This is a genomic window from Rhizobium sp. 01N424 (assembly GCF_056399485.1).
In genome coordinates, this window is record NZ_JBFTRK010000010.1 from 170,487 (window position 1) to 188,488 (window position 18,002).

Genomic DNA, 18,002 nt, shown 5'->3' on the forward strand with positions numbered 1-18,002 from the left:
TGTCGGAGTGCGGCTGCCTCTCACGGTTGCTGCTCCCAGCCGCAGAACTTCGCGAGCCAGCCCATGGGGTCGTCACCGAACTGATCACGGAGCGCTGCGCATTCTTCGATGGTTTCTTTGCGCCCGGAGAGGACTTTGATCAGGTCGGGCATAGACCCGAGGTCGAGCCTGGCGATGACGCTGTCATTGCCGTGCTTAATGAGAAAGGAGCGCTTTTCGGGCGGCGTATTGCGGATGAAGCTGAATTCCTTCGCCGTCAGCCCGAAACGGTTGATGTAGCTTTCCTCGTCGGCTCGCGGGTTCGGGAAATGAATATTGGTCGCCGACTGCTCGATCAGGGTATGGGCCGCCGGCGAGTTCACGATATCGGCAGCCGATTGGGTGCCAAATCCGACGATGCCATTCAGTTTGCGGATCGTTTTCATCTTGTCGACGATGAAGTCGCTGAAGGTCTGATCCCGTAGCAGGCGCCATCCTTCGTCCATGAAGATCATCACAGGCGTGCCGCCGAAGAGCTCGTCAAGACGGTGATAGATATACATCAGAGCCGGGGTGCGAACCTCGTCGTTGTCGAGGATGCTCGTCATGTCGAAGCCGAATACGCGGCGGCCGGAAAAGGACAAGACGTCGTGCCTTGCATTGAACAACCAAGCCTTTTCTCCGTCGATCCAGGGCCGAAGCCGAGAATTGAGATCGTTAGGATCGGCACGTGAACGGCCGGTCAGGAGACCGGCAAAGTTGACGAGCGTTCGCTCCGCCACCGGTTCGGACATGATCCGCACGATCGCGCGCTCAAGGGTGTCTTCTTCCTCCTGATCGATGGCATCCGAGCGATCCTTGCGCAGCATCGCCTTCAGCAAACGGAGGAGAAACTCCCGGTTTTCACCGGAGTTCTCGAGCTGCAGCGGATTGAAACCGGTAGAAGTTCCGGGTGAGAGGATCTCGTAGGAGCCATTCATTGCCCGGATGAAAATTTCCGCGCCGCGATCCTTATCGAAGAAGACAGCGCGGGGTGAGGGTTTTACTCGGAAGGCCTGGGCCAAGAGAAAGGTGAGGGCGACTGTCTTGCCGGATCCGGTCGGTCCAGTGACAAGGAAGTGGCCGATATCGCGCCGATGAAAATTGAACCAGTAAGGCGTCTGGCTCGTCGTTTCGAGGATGGTGATCGGGCTTCCCCAATGCGTGTCCTCTCGTTGTCCGGCCGCGAAATTGTGCATCGACGAGAGGCCGGAAAAGTTGGCGCTCGAGAGCATGGCGCGTCGCGCGATATAAGCATGATTGCCAGGCAGTTGCGCCCAGAACGCCGCTTCCAGGTTCAGATCTTCGCGCAGCCAGTTGATGTTCATGTCAGTAAGACAGGCGCCAAGGTCGGAGACCGACTTGTTGACCCCGTCCAAATCCCGCGACAGGCAGAGGAGCGACAGATGGTGGAAGCCGAAGACGGCTTCCTGGTTCAGAAGGCTGTTCAGCGCGAAATCGATATCGGTTTCGACATCGCTTCCAGCCTCGTCCGAAGCGCCGATCTGTCGCTTCAGACGTGTAATCCGCTCCTGCGCGATTGGCTTGTCTGCAAGCGTGAAGGACTGAGTCAGGATGAATTCGTGGTTCACCTGAAGCAGGCCATCCAACATCCCGGGCCCGGTAAAGGGCGGATATTCCTTAATCGACAGCATCGCGCCGAAGCGGTCGTCTTGCTTAACCGGCCCTTGCGCTTGCATGGTCCGCCTGGAGAAATGCAGCCTCGATGTGCCAACGAAATTCGAAAGCCCCATGCGCGGCAGCCGCATCTTTCGCTGTACTCCACACGTCAGAACCGAGTTCAAGAATTCCGCCGGTTCGGAATAGGGCGACCCTTCGATCGAGCGGATGCCGAGCGCTCTTGCGCCATATTTGTTCAAATCACGGACGATATTGCCGACAAGTTCCTCGAGCTCGTTGATTGTTTCACGGCTTTGATTAGCTTGCCCATCGCGCCCAGCCGCGCGACCGATCAGTCGGCGCACGCGATCACCTGCGGCCAGTGCCCCGCGCATCCCCGAGCGAAGCACCGTAAGATAAAGTTCGTTGGTAAACATGCGCTTGCCCCCAAGCGAGGCCGCATAGCGCCGATCGAGTTCAGCGCAGAAAGGATCGTCGAACTGACCGTCAATGGATGTATCGACCTGCCGCCTGATAACGGTGGACCACAGCGAAAACCGGCTGGAACCAAGGGCCCTGATCAGCGTGTTCTGCACGATCGAACGCATATTGATCTCGGCCTGATCTTCCGTCTGGAAGAAAAGACCGTCCAGCTTGATGATGCTCATGAGCGCGCCGCCATCAAGCTTGATGACGGTATCTGCAACATGACGCAGATAGGGAATGTGCTTTGACATGGGCCGTTCGCGGTGGCCAATCGGGCCGAAGCCGAGCTCTTCGCGGATAACGCTCAGCATGGTCAGGGCCCATAGGAATTGGCGCCCCAGAACGTCTTATTCGGCGTTCGGGGCGTCAGGCGGCTGGAGACCTGCAGCACGTCGAGCACGCGTGCATCCCAGCTACAGAGGGTGAAGAGAGCCGCATAAGCGACAGGCGCCGTAAGCAGTGCCCAAAGAGCGTTGGTCACGAGCCAGGCGATGATCGTCAGGCCAATCACCAGGACGACCGCCATGTAGGGGACGCCCCAGAGCGTGGGTGACCGGGTGAGGCCGATCACCAGCGGGGTCAAGTGAGGCTTGTCATCCTGAGCGGTCGCCATGGATCAGTTCCCGACCGTGGAGATCAACTGATCGACGATCGCGGGGGCCCCGAAGACCAGTCCGATGCCGAGGACGACCGCGCCTGCGGTGAACCAGCTCAGTCGTCCAGCGAATGCGAGAAATCCGAGGCCAATGACGGCAATGATGGCAATGAGCCGACCAAAAGGCCCGGTGATGAAGTCGACGACCGCCTGCACGACCGTCTGGAGGGGCGCAAACGCCTGATTGGTCGCTTGCGCCATGGCAAGATCAGCGGAGGCAAGCTGTACGAGGGCAATTGCGCAAACGATGGCAACACCCTTTACCAGAAGCTTCCGGCGGGGCGATGAGACAGGTTTCATGATCTGTTCCTTTGCTTCAGAATTGCATGACGCCGCTGACGAATTTCGGTGCTCGCGCGCCGATGACGTCGATCGTGGAGGTCTCACTGATTTCGATGGATGATTTGCCATCCGCCCTTGCCGTGATCGGGGCGGGAAAACCAAACTGATGGTTGATGACAGACGAGACATAGCGGACGGTTTCGGGATAGGCCGGCACGCCGCCGCTGTCGTAGACCGCCTGCTCACCCGCATTGTAGGCGGCGGCAGCAATGATTGGGTTTTTGAACTCATCGAGGAGCTGACGCAGATAGCGCACTCCGCCGTCGATATTTGCGACAGGGTCGCAAATATCGGTAATACCAAAGAGCCGTGCCGTCTGCGGCATAAGCTGCATTGGTCCGCGAGCGCCTTTGGGGCTATTTCGAACGCGGTCAAAGCGACTTTCCGTCCATGTGACGGCCAACGCAAAGTCCGGATCGACGCTGTACCGATTTGCTGCGATGACCACCAACGTTTTGATTTCTTCGATCGACGCCGGGGAGGGACCGCAGGGTCCCTGAACCGATGTGAGGCCTGGATGAACCGATTCGGTTTCCGTCTTCAGCGGAAATGCGCTGCCTCCAGCAGTATCCGTGTCATCGGGTTTCAAACTCGGAATTGAACCAAAATAGGCTTTTTCGTGAGAGCGCGGGCTAACTCGGCTGACGATGCCCGGACCATCGATCGCGAAGTCCATACTATCAAACGAACGCCCGGCATCGTCTCCGGCTGCAGCGGCATCAAACCGTCTAGAATCAAAGTTTTTCACGCTCTGTGCATGGATCGTCGGGGCGGAAAGGCATGCTACCGTTGCGGTGAGGCTGAGGAAACACCTGTTGAACATAGGGCTACCTGTGCGTTGCATTCGAGGGCAAACGACAGCAATTCTTCGATATTGTCAATTGTAAAGTGAACTAAAATAGGTTTCATTATTTTCAGGTAACCGCTCTCAACTCCAGGAGTGAGATGAAAATGGACCGAACAGATTTAGTTCGAAGCACTGCCATATGGGCTGTGGCGCTGGCGGCGCTGCTGACCGCGGTGAAAGGCGCCTTTGCAGTGAGCGCGGTCGATCCGGCCTACATCAAATCTCTTGCAGCGCCCGGCAAAGCGGTGCTGGTCGTTGAATATTATGATGGCGCGAAAACCATTGTGTCGCGAAAAGGATATGCCTCCTCGACTGGCTTTCGAGCTGCCTCGTCCTTGGACATTGTCGTCGACGGCAAAACAAACCTGCACCTGTATGGCCTTGAGCCCTGTGCCGGCGACATGGTCAATCGTAGAGAGAATTATTCGGGCTCGTGCGCTGACTTTGCGCAGCAACAGCTCCAGATTCTGTTGACGTCACCGAAGGTGATCCTTTGCCGGGCATTCGTCTCTGAGGAAAATGCGATCAAGCAGGATGTCACGTGCTTCGGATATTACTATTTTCCGGGCGCGCTCGACAGCGTCGACAATCTCGAGGAGGAACTCCTGTCACTCGGTGCCCTGCGGCTTGCGAAGAACCCGGATGGCACCCTGATGCGTCCGGACTTGGCGGATGCTGAAAGGATCGGCCGTCAGGGGTTTGGGATGTGGGCTGATCCAAGGGTGCCCAGATGAAAGGGGATATCGTACGCCTCGCAGTGGCCTGTTGGTTGGGCGCCAGTGCTTCTGTGGCAGCTGCTTCCCTTCCGCCGGACGTCATTGTTATCCACCCCGGCGTAACCCTGGTCTCCGGCGATACCTGGCTCGCAGATGGAAAGCGATACCGGCTCTTCGGTGTTCAATCCTGTTTGCGCGGCACCTGGTTTACAAACGCGACGGGTCAGCGGCTCGACTGCGGCGATGCCTCGATGGCTTTCCTCGCTGCCTTCATCAAGGATACCAATCCGCGCTGCACCCCTTTGGTAATCACATCCGAGCTTGCCTACGTCGTTTGCTCGGCTGCGATTGGCAATCAAACGGTGGATCTCGGCACCGCCCTTGTGGGCAGCGGCTACGCGTTCGCAGCGCTCGATAATCGCGGGCTTCCCGCAAACCCAGCTTATGCGGTTGCTGAGCAACGGGCGAGGGCGGCCAGGGCAGGGCTTTGGCAATTCGCGGATGTGCAGCATCCGGCACTGATTTTGGGACCAGCGGAGTCCCAAGGGAAGGCGCAGAAATGAGGATGAGGCGACGCGGGGCCGTTCTGGCCATTTTGCTTGTCGCCAGCGTGACGCACGCGGCAGATCTCCTGCCCGAAGGGCAAGAGACACTGCATCCGACATCGCCCATCCAGCCAATCGTTACATTGACCGGTGACGCATCGGTCATCGACGGCCGGACACTTTGGCTTCCAAGATATGAGCTTCGAGTGCGGCTTGCTGGCATCGACACATGCGAATTGCCGCAATGGGCCTTTGATCCGGACCGTGCCGAGGCAAATGGAGACAAGCTCAAGCCGGTGCCCTGCGGGGCATTCGCCAAGGCTTGGTTGAAGCGGACGATCCAAAACAGGCGGGTGGAGTGTCGTGTTCTGGCAGGGCGTGATGGCCTGGCCGGACAGTGCCGGGCCGGAGGCCGGGATCTTGCGCTCGGGCTCCTCAGGGTTGGCTGGGCGAGGGCCGTGGAAAACGTGGGCTTGTCGATCGGCTACCATCTGGCTGAAAGCCAGGCGAGGAGGGCGCGCTACGGGATGTGGGCGACGTACGTCCTCGACATGGATGAGTGGCGTACGAAAGCAGTCGACAAGACTGTCAGCAGACGACCGATCGCCGACTACAATCTTTTGCGTGAAAGGCGCCTCGAAATCTCGCCATCCTTTGCGGACGCCAGGCGCTTGCATAAGCGCACCGACCGCTGACGAACATCTGGGAAAAGTCCATGAAGCACATTTTCGTTGTTATTGTCGCGTTGTTGATTGCGATCTGTCCACGCCTTGCATTTGCCAACGAGTGGGGATGCGAGGTGCTGGTGTGTGCGGCGTCGTCCAATCCATCCTGGCACGGGGTACCGGAGTGCCATCCGCCAATGGACCGACTGATCTCGGAGATGAAAAAGCCCGGGTTCTCTTGGCCGACCTGCCCAGAAGGCGGGGCCGGCAAGCCTGGGTATGAAGCATTCGCCGAGTGCCCGGCCGGCTGGTCGCCAACCGCGGGCGAACATGGTCGCGACGGCTTTGCTAACTCGGAGCTGTCACGCTGCACCCGGGCCGTAAGTGACTGTCACGATGGTCGACGTCAGTTTGGAAGGGGCGGCGAGGGCGCGCGAACCGAAGTCAGAGACGGTATTACAAGAGTTTACGACGGAGGTCGGGGATGTGGATACAGGGAATACGTAGCCCGGCCGCGCCGTCAGCAACCCTATTTCTTCGATATCAGAGACCCGCAAACGCAAGTCAGCTCCCGATTCTATTTTGATTTGAGTAAATAGATCGGGCAGAGTTTCGCACCTGCAGCATTGACCGCCCGCATTGGTCGTAGTCGTATCTTGTCGATAGCACGGCCCGCTGCAATATCTCTCGTAAGGCGGGGGAGTTCAGGACCCGCACGGAGGCTCGGAAGTTCGGCCAATGAAGCGGGTCACTTCGGCTGTGATTTTACCTAAAGAGATGTCGTCCAACCCTCTGTCCATCTCGATAACGTTGACGAGCAGGTGCAAAAGTTTCTCCGTCAGGAGATCGGCATCCGGAGCGGTCCATGCGATCAAGGCCTCGCGAGACGAAGCCTCATCAGCAGCCGCTTTGATGAACTCGACGCTCACCGGATCGCCTGATCGCGCTCGGCTTTCAAAGGCAGAAAGCCGGAGCGCGGAACGAATATGTGCGTTTGCGAGCAGTTCCAGTTCGGCTCGGGCCTCGTGGTCTTTATCCATTTTTGACACGTGTTGTAGTGTTGAAGCGGCAGCTGACTTTGAATCGAAAAGCGCTAGGCACCATCGGATTTGTGAAAAGCACATAGCCAATCGCAGCGCGGGTGATATAACTCTCCGCACGGAATTGGGCGGGAATGCATGACGGCTAGGACTGACGAATTTATCAACGAGGCGGGGCTCGAGCCGACAGAGGACCCGAAAGTAGAACGACCCATCTATCGGCGGCCCGGGTTCGCTGGTATCCCCACGCCTCAGGAGATGGATGATGCGATCGCTGCATCATTGAGACAATTTCGAATCGACAAGGATCTATCCAGGGCAGAGCTTGCTCTCCTGATTGGCTCGCTGGAGCAGGTCTACGGACGATACGAGCGCGCGATAACGAAACTCCATGCTACGCAAATCCTTCATCTTTGCGAGGTCCTCGGCATCTATCCCGACGATCTGCTTTTCAAGGCCGCACCTCATATTTGGGGCGCCTCCGAGGAGGAAGCGAACGAGAGGCGTCGGATTACCAAGATGATCCAGTCACTGTCGCCATCGACGCTGCGCACCGTCGCTACTATTCTAGACTCGGTGTTCGCGCTGCAGAAATCCGAAAATGGGACCCCTCTCGATATCGACCTCAAAGAGCCACGATGAGTGTGGTTCAGCATGCTTTTCGGACTTGTCGCGCCGCGTCGTGAGGTAGTTAGTAGGTTGCTGCCGGGACTAAACATGTCTGCGCCTTTTGTTACTGCGCGGCAGGTGATCGTAGAGGCGAGAAGGTAGCGCCTGATATACGTATTCGGTCGGGAGCGCTGGCCTTCCCATCTTTCTAATTAGGCTCTGCAAATTCCGAGGGCTATTGCTCGAGGCAATTGTATAGAAGTTGCCGCTGTTCCAAGTCACGAAGGAACTGACAAAGAGATCGCTTAAGGCGTCTGCAATCTGCGGGAGCGTAACCTCGTTTCCGTTCATCCGTGTCAGAACTTCATCTTCCTTGGCTTGGATCTGCTCGCTGGTAAAGTGACGGGATTTGAAGCCAAAATCCTTCTGATATTCGCGTCGTCGATACTCAGAGGGATCGATATGTCGGAATTTCTCGACAAGGAGAAGTATACCATCCGGCTTCAAGTGTTGTCGGACAAAACCAATCTGATCTTTCCTGTTCGGTGAATACATTTGGAAGGTGGTGTCCTCCATGATGATGTCGAAGCCGGTTGAGAAGGGACGGAAATCTTCACGGCTCGCGATCACGCTTGGTGTGAGATGGTGGAAGGGACCGTGGAAAAAGAACGCGTGGGGCGGCTTGCCATAGGCTAAGAAGCTACGCTCATTTTCTACGTTCGGGCTGCATGACAGCGACTTCACGTGGCCATTGGCGATCTCACTAATGGTTCGGGCCATTGTGGCTTCGGCGGTCCCAAGGCTGTACAAACTCAGCGGCTCGCTTCGGTCTATGGCGTAGCGCAGGATCGCCGTTCCCAAACGACATTCCTCCTCAAACCTGTAGGGGATGCTGCTGAGGTAGTGCTGGTCGAACGGCCCCTGACGCTTTTCATGGAGCGCTATAAATTGGGCTGTTAATGAATCCCGGCGAAGAAGGCGGCGGTCAACGTCCGGTCGCTGCGACGGCATTCCTGAGCGTCCCGCCGCAGTGGACGAGAAAAACGCGGCAAGTTCGTTAAGCCGAGGCGCACGGTCGCACTCGGCGATGAAATCCGTAAAGTCCTGCATGTCAAAAATGGCCCTTCGCCTGCGCCGCTGCTCCGCCTTCATGACGCGAGACCGCTACTACCTGAAGGAAGTGCGGAGGCGGCTTACTGGTGGGCATTGTGCATGCGCCGTCAGGCCGTCCGCATTCAAAATTTTGATGTACTTTCATAAATTTGATACGAAATTCCACCCTTGATTAACGCGTCTTTGATTAGCAACCATCGGTAAATTACGGTAGCCTTCTATTTTTGAATTTGTGATTAGTGGTAAGGGCAATGACAATAGATTTCGACAACGAACATACGAGGTCATCGACGGCCGACGTCGTCGTGCAACGTCACGAACAGTGGCAGGGTTTCAGGGCTGAATTTGTGCGTCGCACCGGCTTGACGCGACAGGAAATCCGGGTCGGGGGTGACATGCATGCAATACTTTTGAATCTCGAAGGCGCGGCCCGATCCGGCGAGAATTTTATCGATGGGAAGCGCACGAGCTTTGTTGCCCGGCCGGAGGGCTCTCTCGCCTATGTCCCGCCTGGCCGCACATGGAGCGGATGGGACGACGGTGATGATACTGCGGCCTACTTGTTCCTCGCGGTTGATCGCGCATTTGCCGGACGGTTTTTTGATGATCCGCGCCGATCGGATGATCTTCGGCCGGAGTTGGGGTTTCACGACCTCGCGATCCAGTTTGCTGCACGCAAGATTGCAGCGGAGCTCCCGCGCATCGACCATGCCAGCGGCCTGATCGTCGAGGGCTATCTTACAACCATCTTCGGGCACCTATCCCGGCGGATCAATCATACCGAACGGCCGATCAAAGGTGGCTTGGCGCCGACTGTCTTGAAGCGCGTTCTCGATCGTCTGGGCGAGGTCGGCGAGAGGGTCACTCTGTCCGGGCTATGTCAAGACCTTGGGATGAGTACGGCACATTTCAGCCGTGCGTTCAAACAGTCGACGGGTGTCAGTCCCCATGCCTACTTCAATCGCAGAAGGCTGGAGCACGCCAGTATGCTCTTGCGCACCACTCCGCGTACGGTCACGGAGATCGCCTTCATCTGCGGCTTCGCAAGCGCCAGTCACCTGTCGACCACCTTTACGCAGGTCCTGGGAGTATCGCCAAATGTCTATCGTTCCGTCTGGCGCAAGATCGAGAAATAATGTCAAAATCCTGAAAGCTGGAATGGGTGAGCTTGGATAGGCTGTGCAGGAATGGGGGCTTCCTGAACAGCGGACCGGATATGATGTCGTTATCGAGACCTGATCTATGTAGACATTACATGACCAGTGTAGGCGCGTCGGCAACCGGTCGGAATGCCTACTTTGTCATCGTCGCTTGGATGGGCGTGGATATCAGCAACGGTCCTGCCTTCGTCGCTATTCTTCTTGCTGCTGGCAGCGTCGCGGAGTTTCTCACAACAAATCTCGGTGGCATCATCGCCGATCGCTATGAGCGCAAACTCGTTTGCCTGGTCTGCGATGGACTGCGAATGATCCTGATGGCCCTGACCATTCTAGGCCTCTGTCTGCTCAATCCACTGGCTGTTCTGACGGTCTCATGGATTGCCTACTCCGTCATCGACCGAACTTATCTGACGACACTTCAGGCGATGATCCCGGCGCTGGCACCTGCAGATCGCCTCGCGCGCGTCAACTCCATGTCCTACATCAACATGCAGATAGGCAATTTAATTGCGGCCGTCGCCGCCGGCCTGTTGCTGACGATGATCCCGCACGCGCTTTCCCTGCTCCTGCCTTTGTGCTGCTACGTGGTGTCGTTCTGCGCGCTATCGGCCCGCAGATTTAAAATCCAAAAAATGACGCCGGCACCGCACCTGAGGATCTGGGACCGGGGCATTTTTCCGACCGCCTTGCCGCCTGAGCCTTTGCGGCTCATCGCGGTTGTTTACGCGCTGATCTATGCGATGGGCATGCTCGTCAGCGTGCTTGCGTCAGCGCTTGTGCTGAGCCAGTTCAGGAGGTCTGCTCTCGAGTTCGGCTATCTCGAAGCGTTCTGGGCGGCGGGATCCATTGTGGGCTGTCTCTATGTGTTTATAGGGGGGGTGCGGTTGCAGAGCCAGGCCGGCCTGCTTCTGATTTCTGGTTCGGTGCTGGCCGTTTTCCTAGTCATCCAGAACCTCAATATTGCCTTTCTCCAGATGGCGGTGCTCGGCATTGCGTATAACGTCGCCCGTATCGTCATCGATGTGCATATCCAACAGGTGGTTCCGATCGAAGCGCTGGGGCGCTGTAGGGCTCAATTGCATACCGTATGCGTGGCTTTGGGGCTGCTGACATATGCTGCCGTGGCGACAGCCGGCAACAGCTTCCCTCCGGCGACTGTTTTCGGCTTTTTTGGTCTTCTCATGCTTCTGGTCGGCGCCATACTTATCTTGCGATACAGAGGAGCGGCTGCGTCTCGCAGTTGGTCAGGGACATGAGCGCGGCGTCGTCGATCGATCGTGAGCGGCTTCTCGCTGTTCTGTTCGATCTCTTTCCCTGGTCGCGGGTCTATCGCGATCGCCCAGTCCGAGACTATGCCGCCGCACTCTTTGAAACTCGATCGGATCTCACCTGCTCGACACGCCTTCATGCAAGACACGTTATGTGCCGCTGGATCAGACAGAAAGCTATAAAAGTTGGATTTGATACCGTGAGGGCCGACAGGATTGTCGAAGAAATCGACAGTTTCCCAGTTCTCCAGACAGGGCCGCACCTACATCTGCTCATAGAGCCAGACGCATTCTACACACATATCTTCAGCCTCCTCGGACTTCGAGCGCGCAACGCTACAAGTTACGTGTCTTATGCGTGTTCGACCGTGAAATTTGTCGAAAAGAGCCGCAAGGGACCGGGCTGGCTGCGCCTTGATGGGCAGGCGGTGAACGTCTTCGGCCTCAGCCGCCGCGAAATGATACCCTATAGTGTTTTAGCGCAGAACAGGGACTATGAATTCAGGCTGCAGCCGGCCGATGGTTACACGAGTCCTTCACCTGCCATCCAGAAATTTCGCGAGTTCTTGCCGGAAGAGTCTTTTTCATCTGGAGCAGCTGCAATCAAGGCCGCAAACCAGAGATTGTGGCTCGAGTATTTCGATCCCCGCGTCGATTTCCTCCAACTTGATGACGACGACGTCATTGATCTCGTCGTTTCTCATCTGGCTGATCCGAATTCCTGGCTACACTCGAAGTTCTTGGGCGATGCTACGCTGCCGGTGACGATGCTTCGAGCGGTCGATCGGCTTGCGTCGACACCCTGGCGAAACTGGCTGAAGAATAGCACGCATTATTTCTGGGGCTGCGATAATGGCCGCATCTATCCGATGCTGCTCGAGGCCGGCATCCTGAAGCCGGCTGACGGCGTTGGCGAAGGGATTGCATTTACGCCCGAGGGACTCATGAGCGGGCTGACCGCAAAGCGGATCGTTCCCAATCTGTTTCTGGTCTTCATTGTTACGGCCATTCTTCCAGGTGTAAGGGTGCTCGGTGGCAGCCGCCACACTGTCTACTACCCATTGATGCGTTATGCATTCTGTTCGGGGCTCGTAGATAGCGAGCGGGACGATGACCTTCTGCGATCGCTACTGCACGACAAGAGAGCCGGAGCATGGGGGCACCGGGTAATCAGCGATGAAGTTGAACCCTTCGCGCTGCTCAATTCGAGGAACGGCGAGGTGCCCTCCCTGCTGTCGCGTTATGGTGCCAAGACGTTTGACCGCTCCTGCGGTCCGCTCGAAAGCTTCATCGATGACCCCTTATGGGTCGAACTGGCAGCAGCGCTTGGCAACGGAACGGCCAGCACGATGCGTGGCCCCTGGGCCTTTGCTTAAACGGCAAACACTCACCTCTCGCCGCGCATTCATGAGGCGTTTCGGATATTAGAAGTCCTTGAATCTTATCATATTTTGTCTTGAAAAATGCCCGCCGCGCGTGTATGTTTCTGGATGAGGCAGTACGCGCTGCCTTGGGGCTTCATAACCCCTGCTAGCGGTTGATGCCGGCCGATACGGCATCGCACTCCCTTACCTTTGGTCGGGGAGCCTGTGACGTATGTCCAGGTTCTCCGGAACTAAAGGCCACAGGGCCGTCTAGCACGGTTATGAACTCCCCGATCTCGGGTTAAGTGAGTTTCTTTGGGCGGGGGCGCACCGCTTGAAGCTCTCTCACGGGGAGTTCGCGATGAACCGTCAATCCGCACTAAGCCATCGTTCTGCTAGATCGGCCCGGCGCCCGGCAGAGGTCGCACAGCCGGATGCTCATCCGGTCGACCGCCATGTCGGCCAGCAGATTCGCATCCGGCGCATCCAGTCGAATGTTTCCCAGAACGATCTCGCCAGGGGGATCGGCGTGAGTTTCCAGCAGGTCCAGAAGTACGAAAACGGCCGCAACCGGGTCAGCGCTTCGATGCTCTACCAAGTCGCTGCATGCTTGCGCACGCCGGTCTCGACTTTCTTTGTCGGATTGCCCGAACCTGCTGATGGCCAACAACCGTTGGCGGTCGCCGAGATCGACGAGAGGATCGCCTATATCTCGACGGCCGAAGGACGCCAGCTGATTGAAAGCGTCCTTCGTCTGTCACCGCGCCTCCGCAGCAAGGTTGCGACGCTGCTGAGCACCATCGCTGAGGAGAACGAACCGGAGTAATCGGAGACGTCCGGCTTAGCCGGCGATCGTCAATCGCGCGCAGTTGCCGCTCTTGACCAGCCTTGTACCATATTGGTTGGAACGGTCGGCCAGGTCGTCGAGGATTTCGCCGGCGAGCCAGCCTTCGGCAAGCACGGGATAGGGAAGACGCGCTGCTGTTCTGTCATCTAGCGCATCCGGCCCGCCGACCGCGATTGGGTCGAGATCGATGCCCTCAAGGTTTCCTTCGCCGTCAAAATGGCAGGTTGCAATCACGCTCTTCCAGACGTCGCGCGGGCTCCACTCGTCATCATCATGCGACGTATGGAACAGGAAATTGCCGAGCCCATAGAAGATCGGCGCGTTCTTATAGATCTCGACCCCCTGGAGAACCGGCGCGCCGTGGCTGACGAACATGCGCGCACCGGCATCGACACAGATCCGTGCGAAATCCTGAACCCATCCGGGCGTTCGCAACCAGTCTGGCTCCCAATGATGGTGATGCAGATAGGCAATGACAAACAGGCCCTGTGCCGTCGCCTTGCGGATCGCAGAGAGCTGGCGGATCGCGCTTTTCGGATCGACAGTGACCCGTCGATGTGTACCCAGGCCCTGTCTGAAGACTGTTCCGAAGAAGTCGGTTTCATTTGTGCCGTCGGTTTGCGGAGGATCGTTAGGCTGGGCATAGTTAGCAAGCTCCAGCTGCGTCGTTCCGACCTGGCGCTGCAGGTGCTGAAGCACCGCAAAGGCGCGCTCGTCGACATCGAACCGGCGCTCCACCTTGAGCTCGTTCACGCCAGGGCGCGCCGGACGAGTGCCTTTGGCGTCGGCGGCGTACATGAATGCGGGGCCGGGGCCTGCATCCATGGCGACCAGCCCAATTGCGCGACCCGCAGCATTGCCCTTCCCGGGTGCTTCGGCAGACTGCAAATCCTGGCCGGTGCCTGCGTGAATGAACCCAAGCCGTGTTGCCTCCTCCATAGTCGAAAGAATACCGGGTGGCCCAAGATCGAAGGCGTGATTGTTTGCCAGTGACAGGACCGAGAATCCCATGCTCTTCAGGCAGTCGAGCACCACGGGTTCGGCATAGCCGAAATAGGAGCCTTTCAATGGCCAGCCACCGTGGCTTCCGAGGACGGTCATCTCGAAATTGGTGAAGGCAAGATCGGCACGCCGGATCAAAGCTATGACGGCGTCGAGGCGGCTGTCGGCCACGCCGCGAAGATCCTGGTGGATGAGAGATTGGCCGGTGGCCACGACGGAAATAGGAGAGGTCATAGTAACTCCTTGAGAGAGTGCCGCTTCGCCTTTCGACGAAGCGGCCGGAAGGATGTCTGGGTTCAGGGGTTGGGCGAGACATCCATTCCGAACCATTGCAGGCTGAGGCGCTTCAACGTGCCGTCGGCCTCGGCATCGGTAATCGCCCGATCGAGACGTGCGGCAAGATCCGTATCCGCCTTGCGAAGGCCGATGCCGACACCCGGGCCCCACGGCCCACCCGACAATTCAGGTCCGTAGAATGCGGCTTGCCTGCCGCCATCGCTGTCCAGAAACGCCTTCCACGTGAAATAGTCCGCAAGCCCGCCATCGATGCGTCCGGCAGCAAGGTCGAGCTGGAGATTGTCCTGTGAGTCGTAACTGCGTATCTCTGCACTGGAGCCGACCAGCTCCTTGAGCACGATCTCGGAATTGGACGAGCGCAGCACGCCGAGCGTCTTGCCTTTCAGAGCCAGTTTCAACCCATCAAGGACGCGCTGCTTGTCGGCGGTGATCTCCGTTAGATCAAGCTTCTGGGTGATGTCAGTTGCCGGGAGCCCGATCTCGCTCCGCATGACGATCTGATTGAAGCCTCCAGCATAGGGCTGCGAGAAGGCGATCGACTTTTTTCTCTTCTCGGTTATCGCCATGCCGGACATGATCGCGTCGAACTTGCCGACGGTGAGCGCCGGGATGATCCCGTCCCAGTCCTGGGCGACGAAGCGGCAATCGAGTTTCACACGGCGGCACAGATCCCTGCCGACATCGATATCAAAGCCGACCAGCTCGCCATTGGCGCTGATCGAGTTCCAAGGCGGCGATGCACCCTCCGAGCCGATGGCTAGGGTTGCAGCATCGGCGGCGAGCGCGACGGTGACGTTAAGCACCAGGGCGATGCTGGTGAGTGTAAGCTTTCTCATACAGTTCCCTTCCTGTGGTTGGTCGATGGTCTTACCGGTTGCCGGATCAGTGGCGCACGATTGGGTTGAGGCCGCGCTCTATTGCTCGAGCAAGCCAGGTGATGCTGAGGGTTGTGGCAAGGTAGATCGCACCGGCGACGACGAAGACCTCGTAGGGTGCGAAGGTTGCAGAGACGAGTTGCCGTGAGAGGCCAGTAACCTCAAGAATGGTGATGGTGCTCGCAACCGAGGTTGCTTTCAGCATTCCGATCACCTCGTTGGTATAGGCGGGAAATACTGTGCGGATCATCAGTGGGTAGGTCACGAAACAGAGCGTCTGCAGACGCGTAAGGCCGAGTGCCTTGGCGGCCTCGATGGGACCTTTCGGAACTGCCAGGAAGCCACCGCGGAAAATCTCGGTCGTGTGGGCGGCACTGTTCAGCGTGAAAGCTATCAGAGCGCACCAGAGGGGTTCACGGAAGACTGGCCAGAGAAAGCTATTGCGCACCAGAGCAAGCTGCCCGAGGCCGTAATAGATCAGGAAGAGCTGGACCATCAGTGGTGTGCCCCGGAATATATAGGTATAGCCGAGCACGATTGACGAACTCAGGGTTCCCTTGGCAGTGCGCACGAGTGCAAGAGGAAGCGAGACGATGAACGCTATGAGGAGCGGCACGACCGTCAGTCCTGCCGTCAGGACCAGACCGGTCGGGAGCAGCATAATCGCCTCGCGAAATGCATCGAGGTTCATCGCTGCCTGCCCCGGTATTCGAACTTTCTTTCCAGGATTGTGAAGGATAAAAGCGCGATGCTTGTCAGCGCCAGATAAATGGCCGAGGCAGCAAGAAAATAGGGCAGGGGTGCGCGGTTGGATCCAGCGCCGACATAAGCGACGCGCATGATGTCGCTGAGGCCGACAATGGACACGAGCGCGGTATCCTTGATGAGCGAGATGCAAAGATTGCCATAGGCTGGCAATGCGAGAGGAAGCATCTGGGGAACGATGACCAGCATCCAGCGGTGCAGGCGCGGCAGGCCGAGAGCGAGGGCCGCTTCCGTCTGCCCTCGCGGAATAGCCATAATTGCGCCTCTGAAAATCTCGGCGGCGTAGCCGCCAAAGACGATCGTCAGCGCAGCCGCGCCGGCCGCAAAGGCATTCACCTCCACATAGCGTCCAGCGATAGCGCTAAGTCCGGCCGTACCGCCAAAAAAGACGACCAGAATGATGAGCAGCTCCGGTACGCCGCGGATGACGGAAACATATCCGGCAGCGAGTTGACGAAGCGTCGCGGAACGTGACAGCGAGGTGCCAGCGGCGGTCAGTCCGATAAAGGTTCCAAAGCAAACGCTGACGAAAAATACAGACAGAGTCACAAGTACTCCGATACTAAAATCAGAATAGCGCATGATTAGTTCTCCAGGTAGGAAAGCGCCGGTTGATTTTATACAAATAGGAATGGCAAACTATAAGGATTATTTCTCGTTAAAACCGCCGGCATAAACCGCCGCGCGACATTTTATCGAGCAATAACCTTTGATTGCTGACCTTAGGTTTGAAAATATACTTTACAAAATGGAGGTCAATTTATAAGCTGCGATTAAAACCGATAAGTAAACCTTATCGAGATGACCTTACGTCATGGGGAGCAGCTATGTGGAGATAATGAGTTCCGGTCTGAAGCTGCGTCATCTGCAGGTATTGCGCCAGGTCATGAAGGCTGGGTCAGAGCGATCGGCGGCCCGCAATCTGCGCATCAGCCAGCCGGCAGTCAGCCAAAACCTCCGCCACTTGGAAACGATTGTTGGTTTTCCACTCTTCATCAGGGAGAACAATCGCCTGGTGGCGACCACGCAGGCCTATGAATTGCTTCGCAGCGTCGACACAGCCTTAGCCGGCCTTGACCGTCTTGGACGGGCCATAGACGGTATCCGGAACAGCGACAGAAAAACAGTGACGATCGCCGCGCCGAGTGCCTTCTGCCTCCGGCTGCTTCCTTCAGTTGCGGTTGCTGTCAGGAGCAATAAGGCTGCCCAGGCATTTAGCATTCGCACCGGCGCTTATGACGAACTCGCCGATCACGTCCATCACGGACGCGCCGACATCGCGCTGACGCGATTGCCGCTCGATGAACGCCTCTTCGATTGCCGTCCACTGGGCACTGCGGCGAACGTCTGCCTCTTTCCCAAAGGTCATCGTTTCCACGAGCGCAACATCCTCACGCCCGATGATCTTGTTGGCGAACCGCTTGTCGACATCGATCCCCAGTTCGCCTCGCATCAAATGAACGTCAATGCACTGAGGTTCATGGGCGAAACCCCCGAGGTCGCGGTTGAATATGACGCCCACGGTCATGACGCAGGCTTCGTTGCCGCCGGCCTCGGCGTCTCGATCACCAATGACCTAGTGGCTCGCGAGTATCAGCGCTTCGAGCTATTTTCTCGCCCCTTCGAGCCAAGCGCCATCTATCACTATGTGATTGCATGGCAAAAGGAACGGCAGCCGGACGGGGCGGTCCAGCGAACTATCGATGCGCTTATTCGGGCGGTAGAGGAAAACGGCCGGCTGGATACCTGACTGTCAGGCCGGGTCGGC

19 protein-coding genes are annotated in these 18,002 nt (G+C 57.6%); 9 read left to right on the forward strand and 10 right to left on the reverse strand.

The features are described from left to right. Positions 1-20: 20 nt before the first annotated feature. The 4 genes from AC1DNK_RS23100 to AC1DNK_RS23115 are packed head-to-tail and all read right to left on the reverse strand — an operon-like array spanning position 21 to position 3,869. Complete coding sequence (locus AC1DNK_RS23100) at positions 21-2,435, reverse strand: VirB4 family type IV secretion/conjugal transfer ATPase (RefSeq protein WP_477943513.1); 2,415 nt, start codon at positions 2,433-2,435, stop codon at positions 21-23. 2 nt (positions 2,436-2,437) lie between these two features. Further along, on the reverse strand, positions 2,438-2,737 hold the full coding sequence (locus AC1DNK_RS23105) for a VirB3 family type IV secretion system protein (RefSeq protein WP_112517450.1): 300 nt from the start codon (positions 2,735-2,737) through the stop codon (positions 2,438-2,440). 3 nt (positions 2,738-2,740) lie between these two features. Beyond that, entirely contained in the window at positions 2,741-3,079 is a 339-nt protein-coding gene (locus AC1DNK_RS23110) for a TrbC/VirB2 family protein (RefSeq protein ID WP_112517451.1), read from the reverse strand. 16 nt (positions 3,080-3,095) lie between these two features. Next, positions 3,096-3,869 carry a lytic transglycosylase domain-containing protein gene (locus AC1DNK_RS23115; RefSeq protein ID WP_477943514.1) on the reverse strand — a complete coding sequence of 258 codons (774 nt, stop codon included), beginning with the start codon at positions 3,867-3,869 and terminating at the stop codon, positions 3,096-3,098. A gap of 203 nt (positions 3,870-4,072) precedes the next feature. On the opposite strand from AC1DNK_RS23115, the gene AC1DNK_RS23120 reads away from it, so the two are divergent. From AC1DNK_RS23120 to AC1DNK_RS23130, 3 genes are read left to right on the forward strand one after another with little or no spacing between them, the layout of a single operon-like run. Further along, entirely contained in the window at positions 4,073-4,702 is a 630-nt protein-coding gene (locus tag AC1DNK_RS23120; RefSeq protein ID WP_477943515.1) for a hypothetical protein, read from the forward strand. Beyond that, positions 4,699-5,247 (forward strand): thermonuclease family protein, encoded by a 549-nt coding sequence (locus AC1DNK_RS23125; RefSeq protein WP_477943516.1) that lies wholly within the window; start codon positions 4,699-4,701, stop codon positions 5,245-5,247. Before AC1DNK_RS23120 ends, AC1DNK_RS23125 begins: the two co-directional genes overlap by 4 nt. Before the next feature lie 2 nt (positions 5,248-5,249). After that, complete coding sequence (locus tag AC1DNK_RS23130; RefSeq protein WP_477943517.1) at positions 5,250-5,924, forward strand: thermonuclease family protein; 675 nt, start codon at positions 5,250-5,252, stop codon at positions 5,922-5,924. A 674-nt stretch (positions 5,925-6,598) separates the two neighbouring features. Here AC1DNK_RS23130 and AC1DNK_RS23135 read toward each other — a convergent pair. Then, positions 6,599-6,934 carry a hypothetical protein gene (locus AC1DNK_RS23135; RefSeq protein ID WP_112389224.1) on the reverse strand — a complete coding sequence of 112 codons (336 nt, stop codon included), beginning with the start codon at positions 6,932-6,934 and terminating at the stop codon, positions 6,599-6,601. 138 nt (positions 6,935-7,072) lie between these two features. Here AC1DNK_RS23135 and AC1DNK_RS23140 point away from each other — a divergent pair, with 138 nt between their 5' ends. After that, positions 7,073-7,576 carry a helix-turn-helix transcriptional regulator gene (locus AC1DNK_RS23140; RefSeq protein ID WP_477943518.1) on the forward strand — a complete coding sequence of 168 codons (504 nt, stop codon included), beginning with the start codon at positions 7,073-7,075 and terminating at the stop codon, positions 7,574-7,576. A gap of 69 nt (positions 7,577-7,645) precedes the next feature. Here the strand turns inward: AC1DNK_RS23140 and AC1DNK_RS23145 are convergent, their stop codons facing one another. After that, complete coding sequence (locus AC1DNK_RS23145; protein WP_477943574.1) at positions 7,646-8,653, reverse strand: class I SAM-dependent methyltransferase; 1,008 nt, start codon at positions 8,651-8,653, stop codon at positions 7,646-7,648. 254 nt (positions 8,654-8,907) lie between these two features. Between AC1DNK_RS23145 and AC1DNK_RS23150 the strand changes: the two genes are divergently transcribed. From AC1DNK_RS23150 to AC1DNK_RS23165, 4 genes are all read left to right on the forward strand, one after another. Further along, positions 8,908-9,792, forward strand: coding sequence for a helix-turn-helix transcriptional regulator (locus tag AC1DNK_RS23150; RefSeq protein WP_477943519.1), 885 nt, complete (start codon positions 8,908-8,910; stop codon positions 9,790-9,792). Between the two features lie 119 nt (positions 9,793-9,911). Further along, positions 9,912-11,072, forward strand: a complete 1,161-nt coding sequence (locus AC1DNK_RS23155; protein WP_477943520.1) for an MFS transporter — start codon at positions 9,912-9,914, stop codon at positions 11,070-11,072. After that, the gene (locus AC1DNK_RS23160) at positions 11,069-12,460 is read left to right on the forward strand and encodes a hypothetical protein (RefSeq protein ID WP_477943521.1); all 1,392 of its coding nucleotides are present in this window, start codon (positions 11,069-11,071) and stop codon (positions 12,458-12,460) included. Before AC1DNK_RS23155 ends, AC1DNK_RS23160 begins: the two co-directional genes overlap by 4 nt. Before the next feature lie 349 nt (positions 12,461-12,809). After that, complete coding sequence (locus AC1DNK_RS23165; protein WP_477943522.1) at positions 12,810-13,274, forward strand: helix-turn-helix domain-containing protein; 465 nt, start codon at positions 12,810-12,812, stop codon at positions 13,272-13,274. A gap of 15 nt (positions 13,275-13,289) precedes the next feature. Here AC1DNK_RS23165 and AC1DNK_RS23170 read toward each other — a convergent pair whose 3' ends face one another. The 4 genes from AC1DNK_RS23170 to AC1DNK_RS23185 form a co-directional block, all read right to left on the reverse strand. After that, positions 13,290-14,531, reverse strand: a complete 1,242-nt coding sequence (locus AC1DNK_RS23170) for a CapA family protein (protein WP_477943523.1) — start codon at positions 14,529-14,531, stop codon at positions 13,290-13,292. Between the two features lie 62 nt (positions 14,532-14,593). Beyond that, positions 14,594-15,430: a transporter substrate-binding domain-containing protein gene (locus AC1DNK_RS23175; RefSeq protein ID WP_477943524.1), complete on the reverse strand. Its 837-nt coding sequence runs from the start codon at positions 15,428-15,430 to the stop codon at positions 14,594-14,596. Positions 15,431-15,476: 46 nt separating this feature from the next. After that, on the reverse strand, positions 15,477-16,160 hold the full coding sequence (locus AC1DNK_RS23180) for an ABC transporter permease (protein WP_477943525.1): 684 nt from the start codon (positions 16,158-16,160) through the stop codon (positions 15,477-15,479). After that, the gene (locus tag AC1DNK_RS23185; protein WP_477943526.1) at positions 16,157-16,816 is read right to left on the reverse strand and encodes an ABC transporter permease subunit; all 660 of its coding nucleotides are present in this window, start codon (positions 16,814-16,816) and stop codon (positions 16,157-16,159) included. The genes AC1DNK_RS23180 and AC1DNK_RS23185 overlap by 4 nt, the downstream gene beginning before the upstream one ends. A gap of 256 nt (positions 16,817-17,072) precedes the next feature. Between AC1DNK_RS23185 and AC1DNK_RS23190 the strand changes: the two genes are divergently transcribed. After that, entirely contained in the window at positions 17,073-17,984 is a 912-nt protein-coding gene (locus tag AC1DNK_RS23190; RefSeq protein WP_477943527.1) for a LysR family transcriptional regulator, read from the forward strand. The last annotated feature ends 18 nt before the right edge of the window (positions 17,985-18,002 follow it).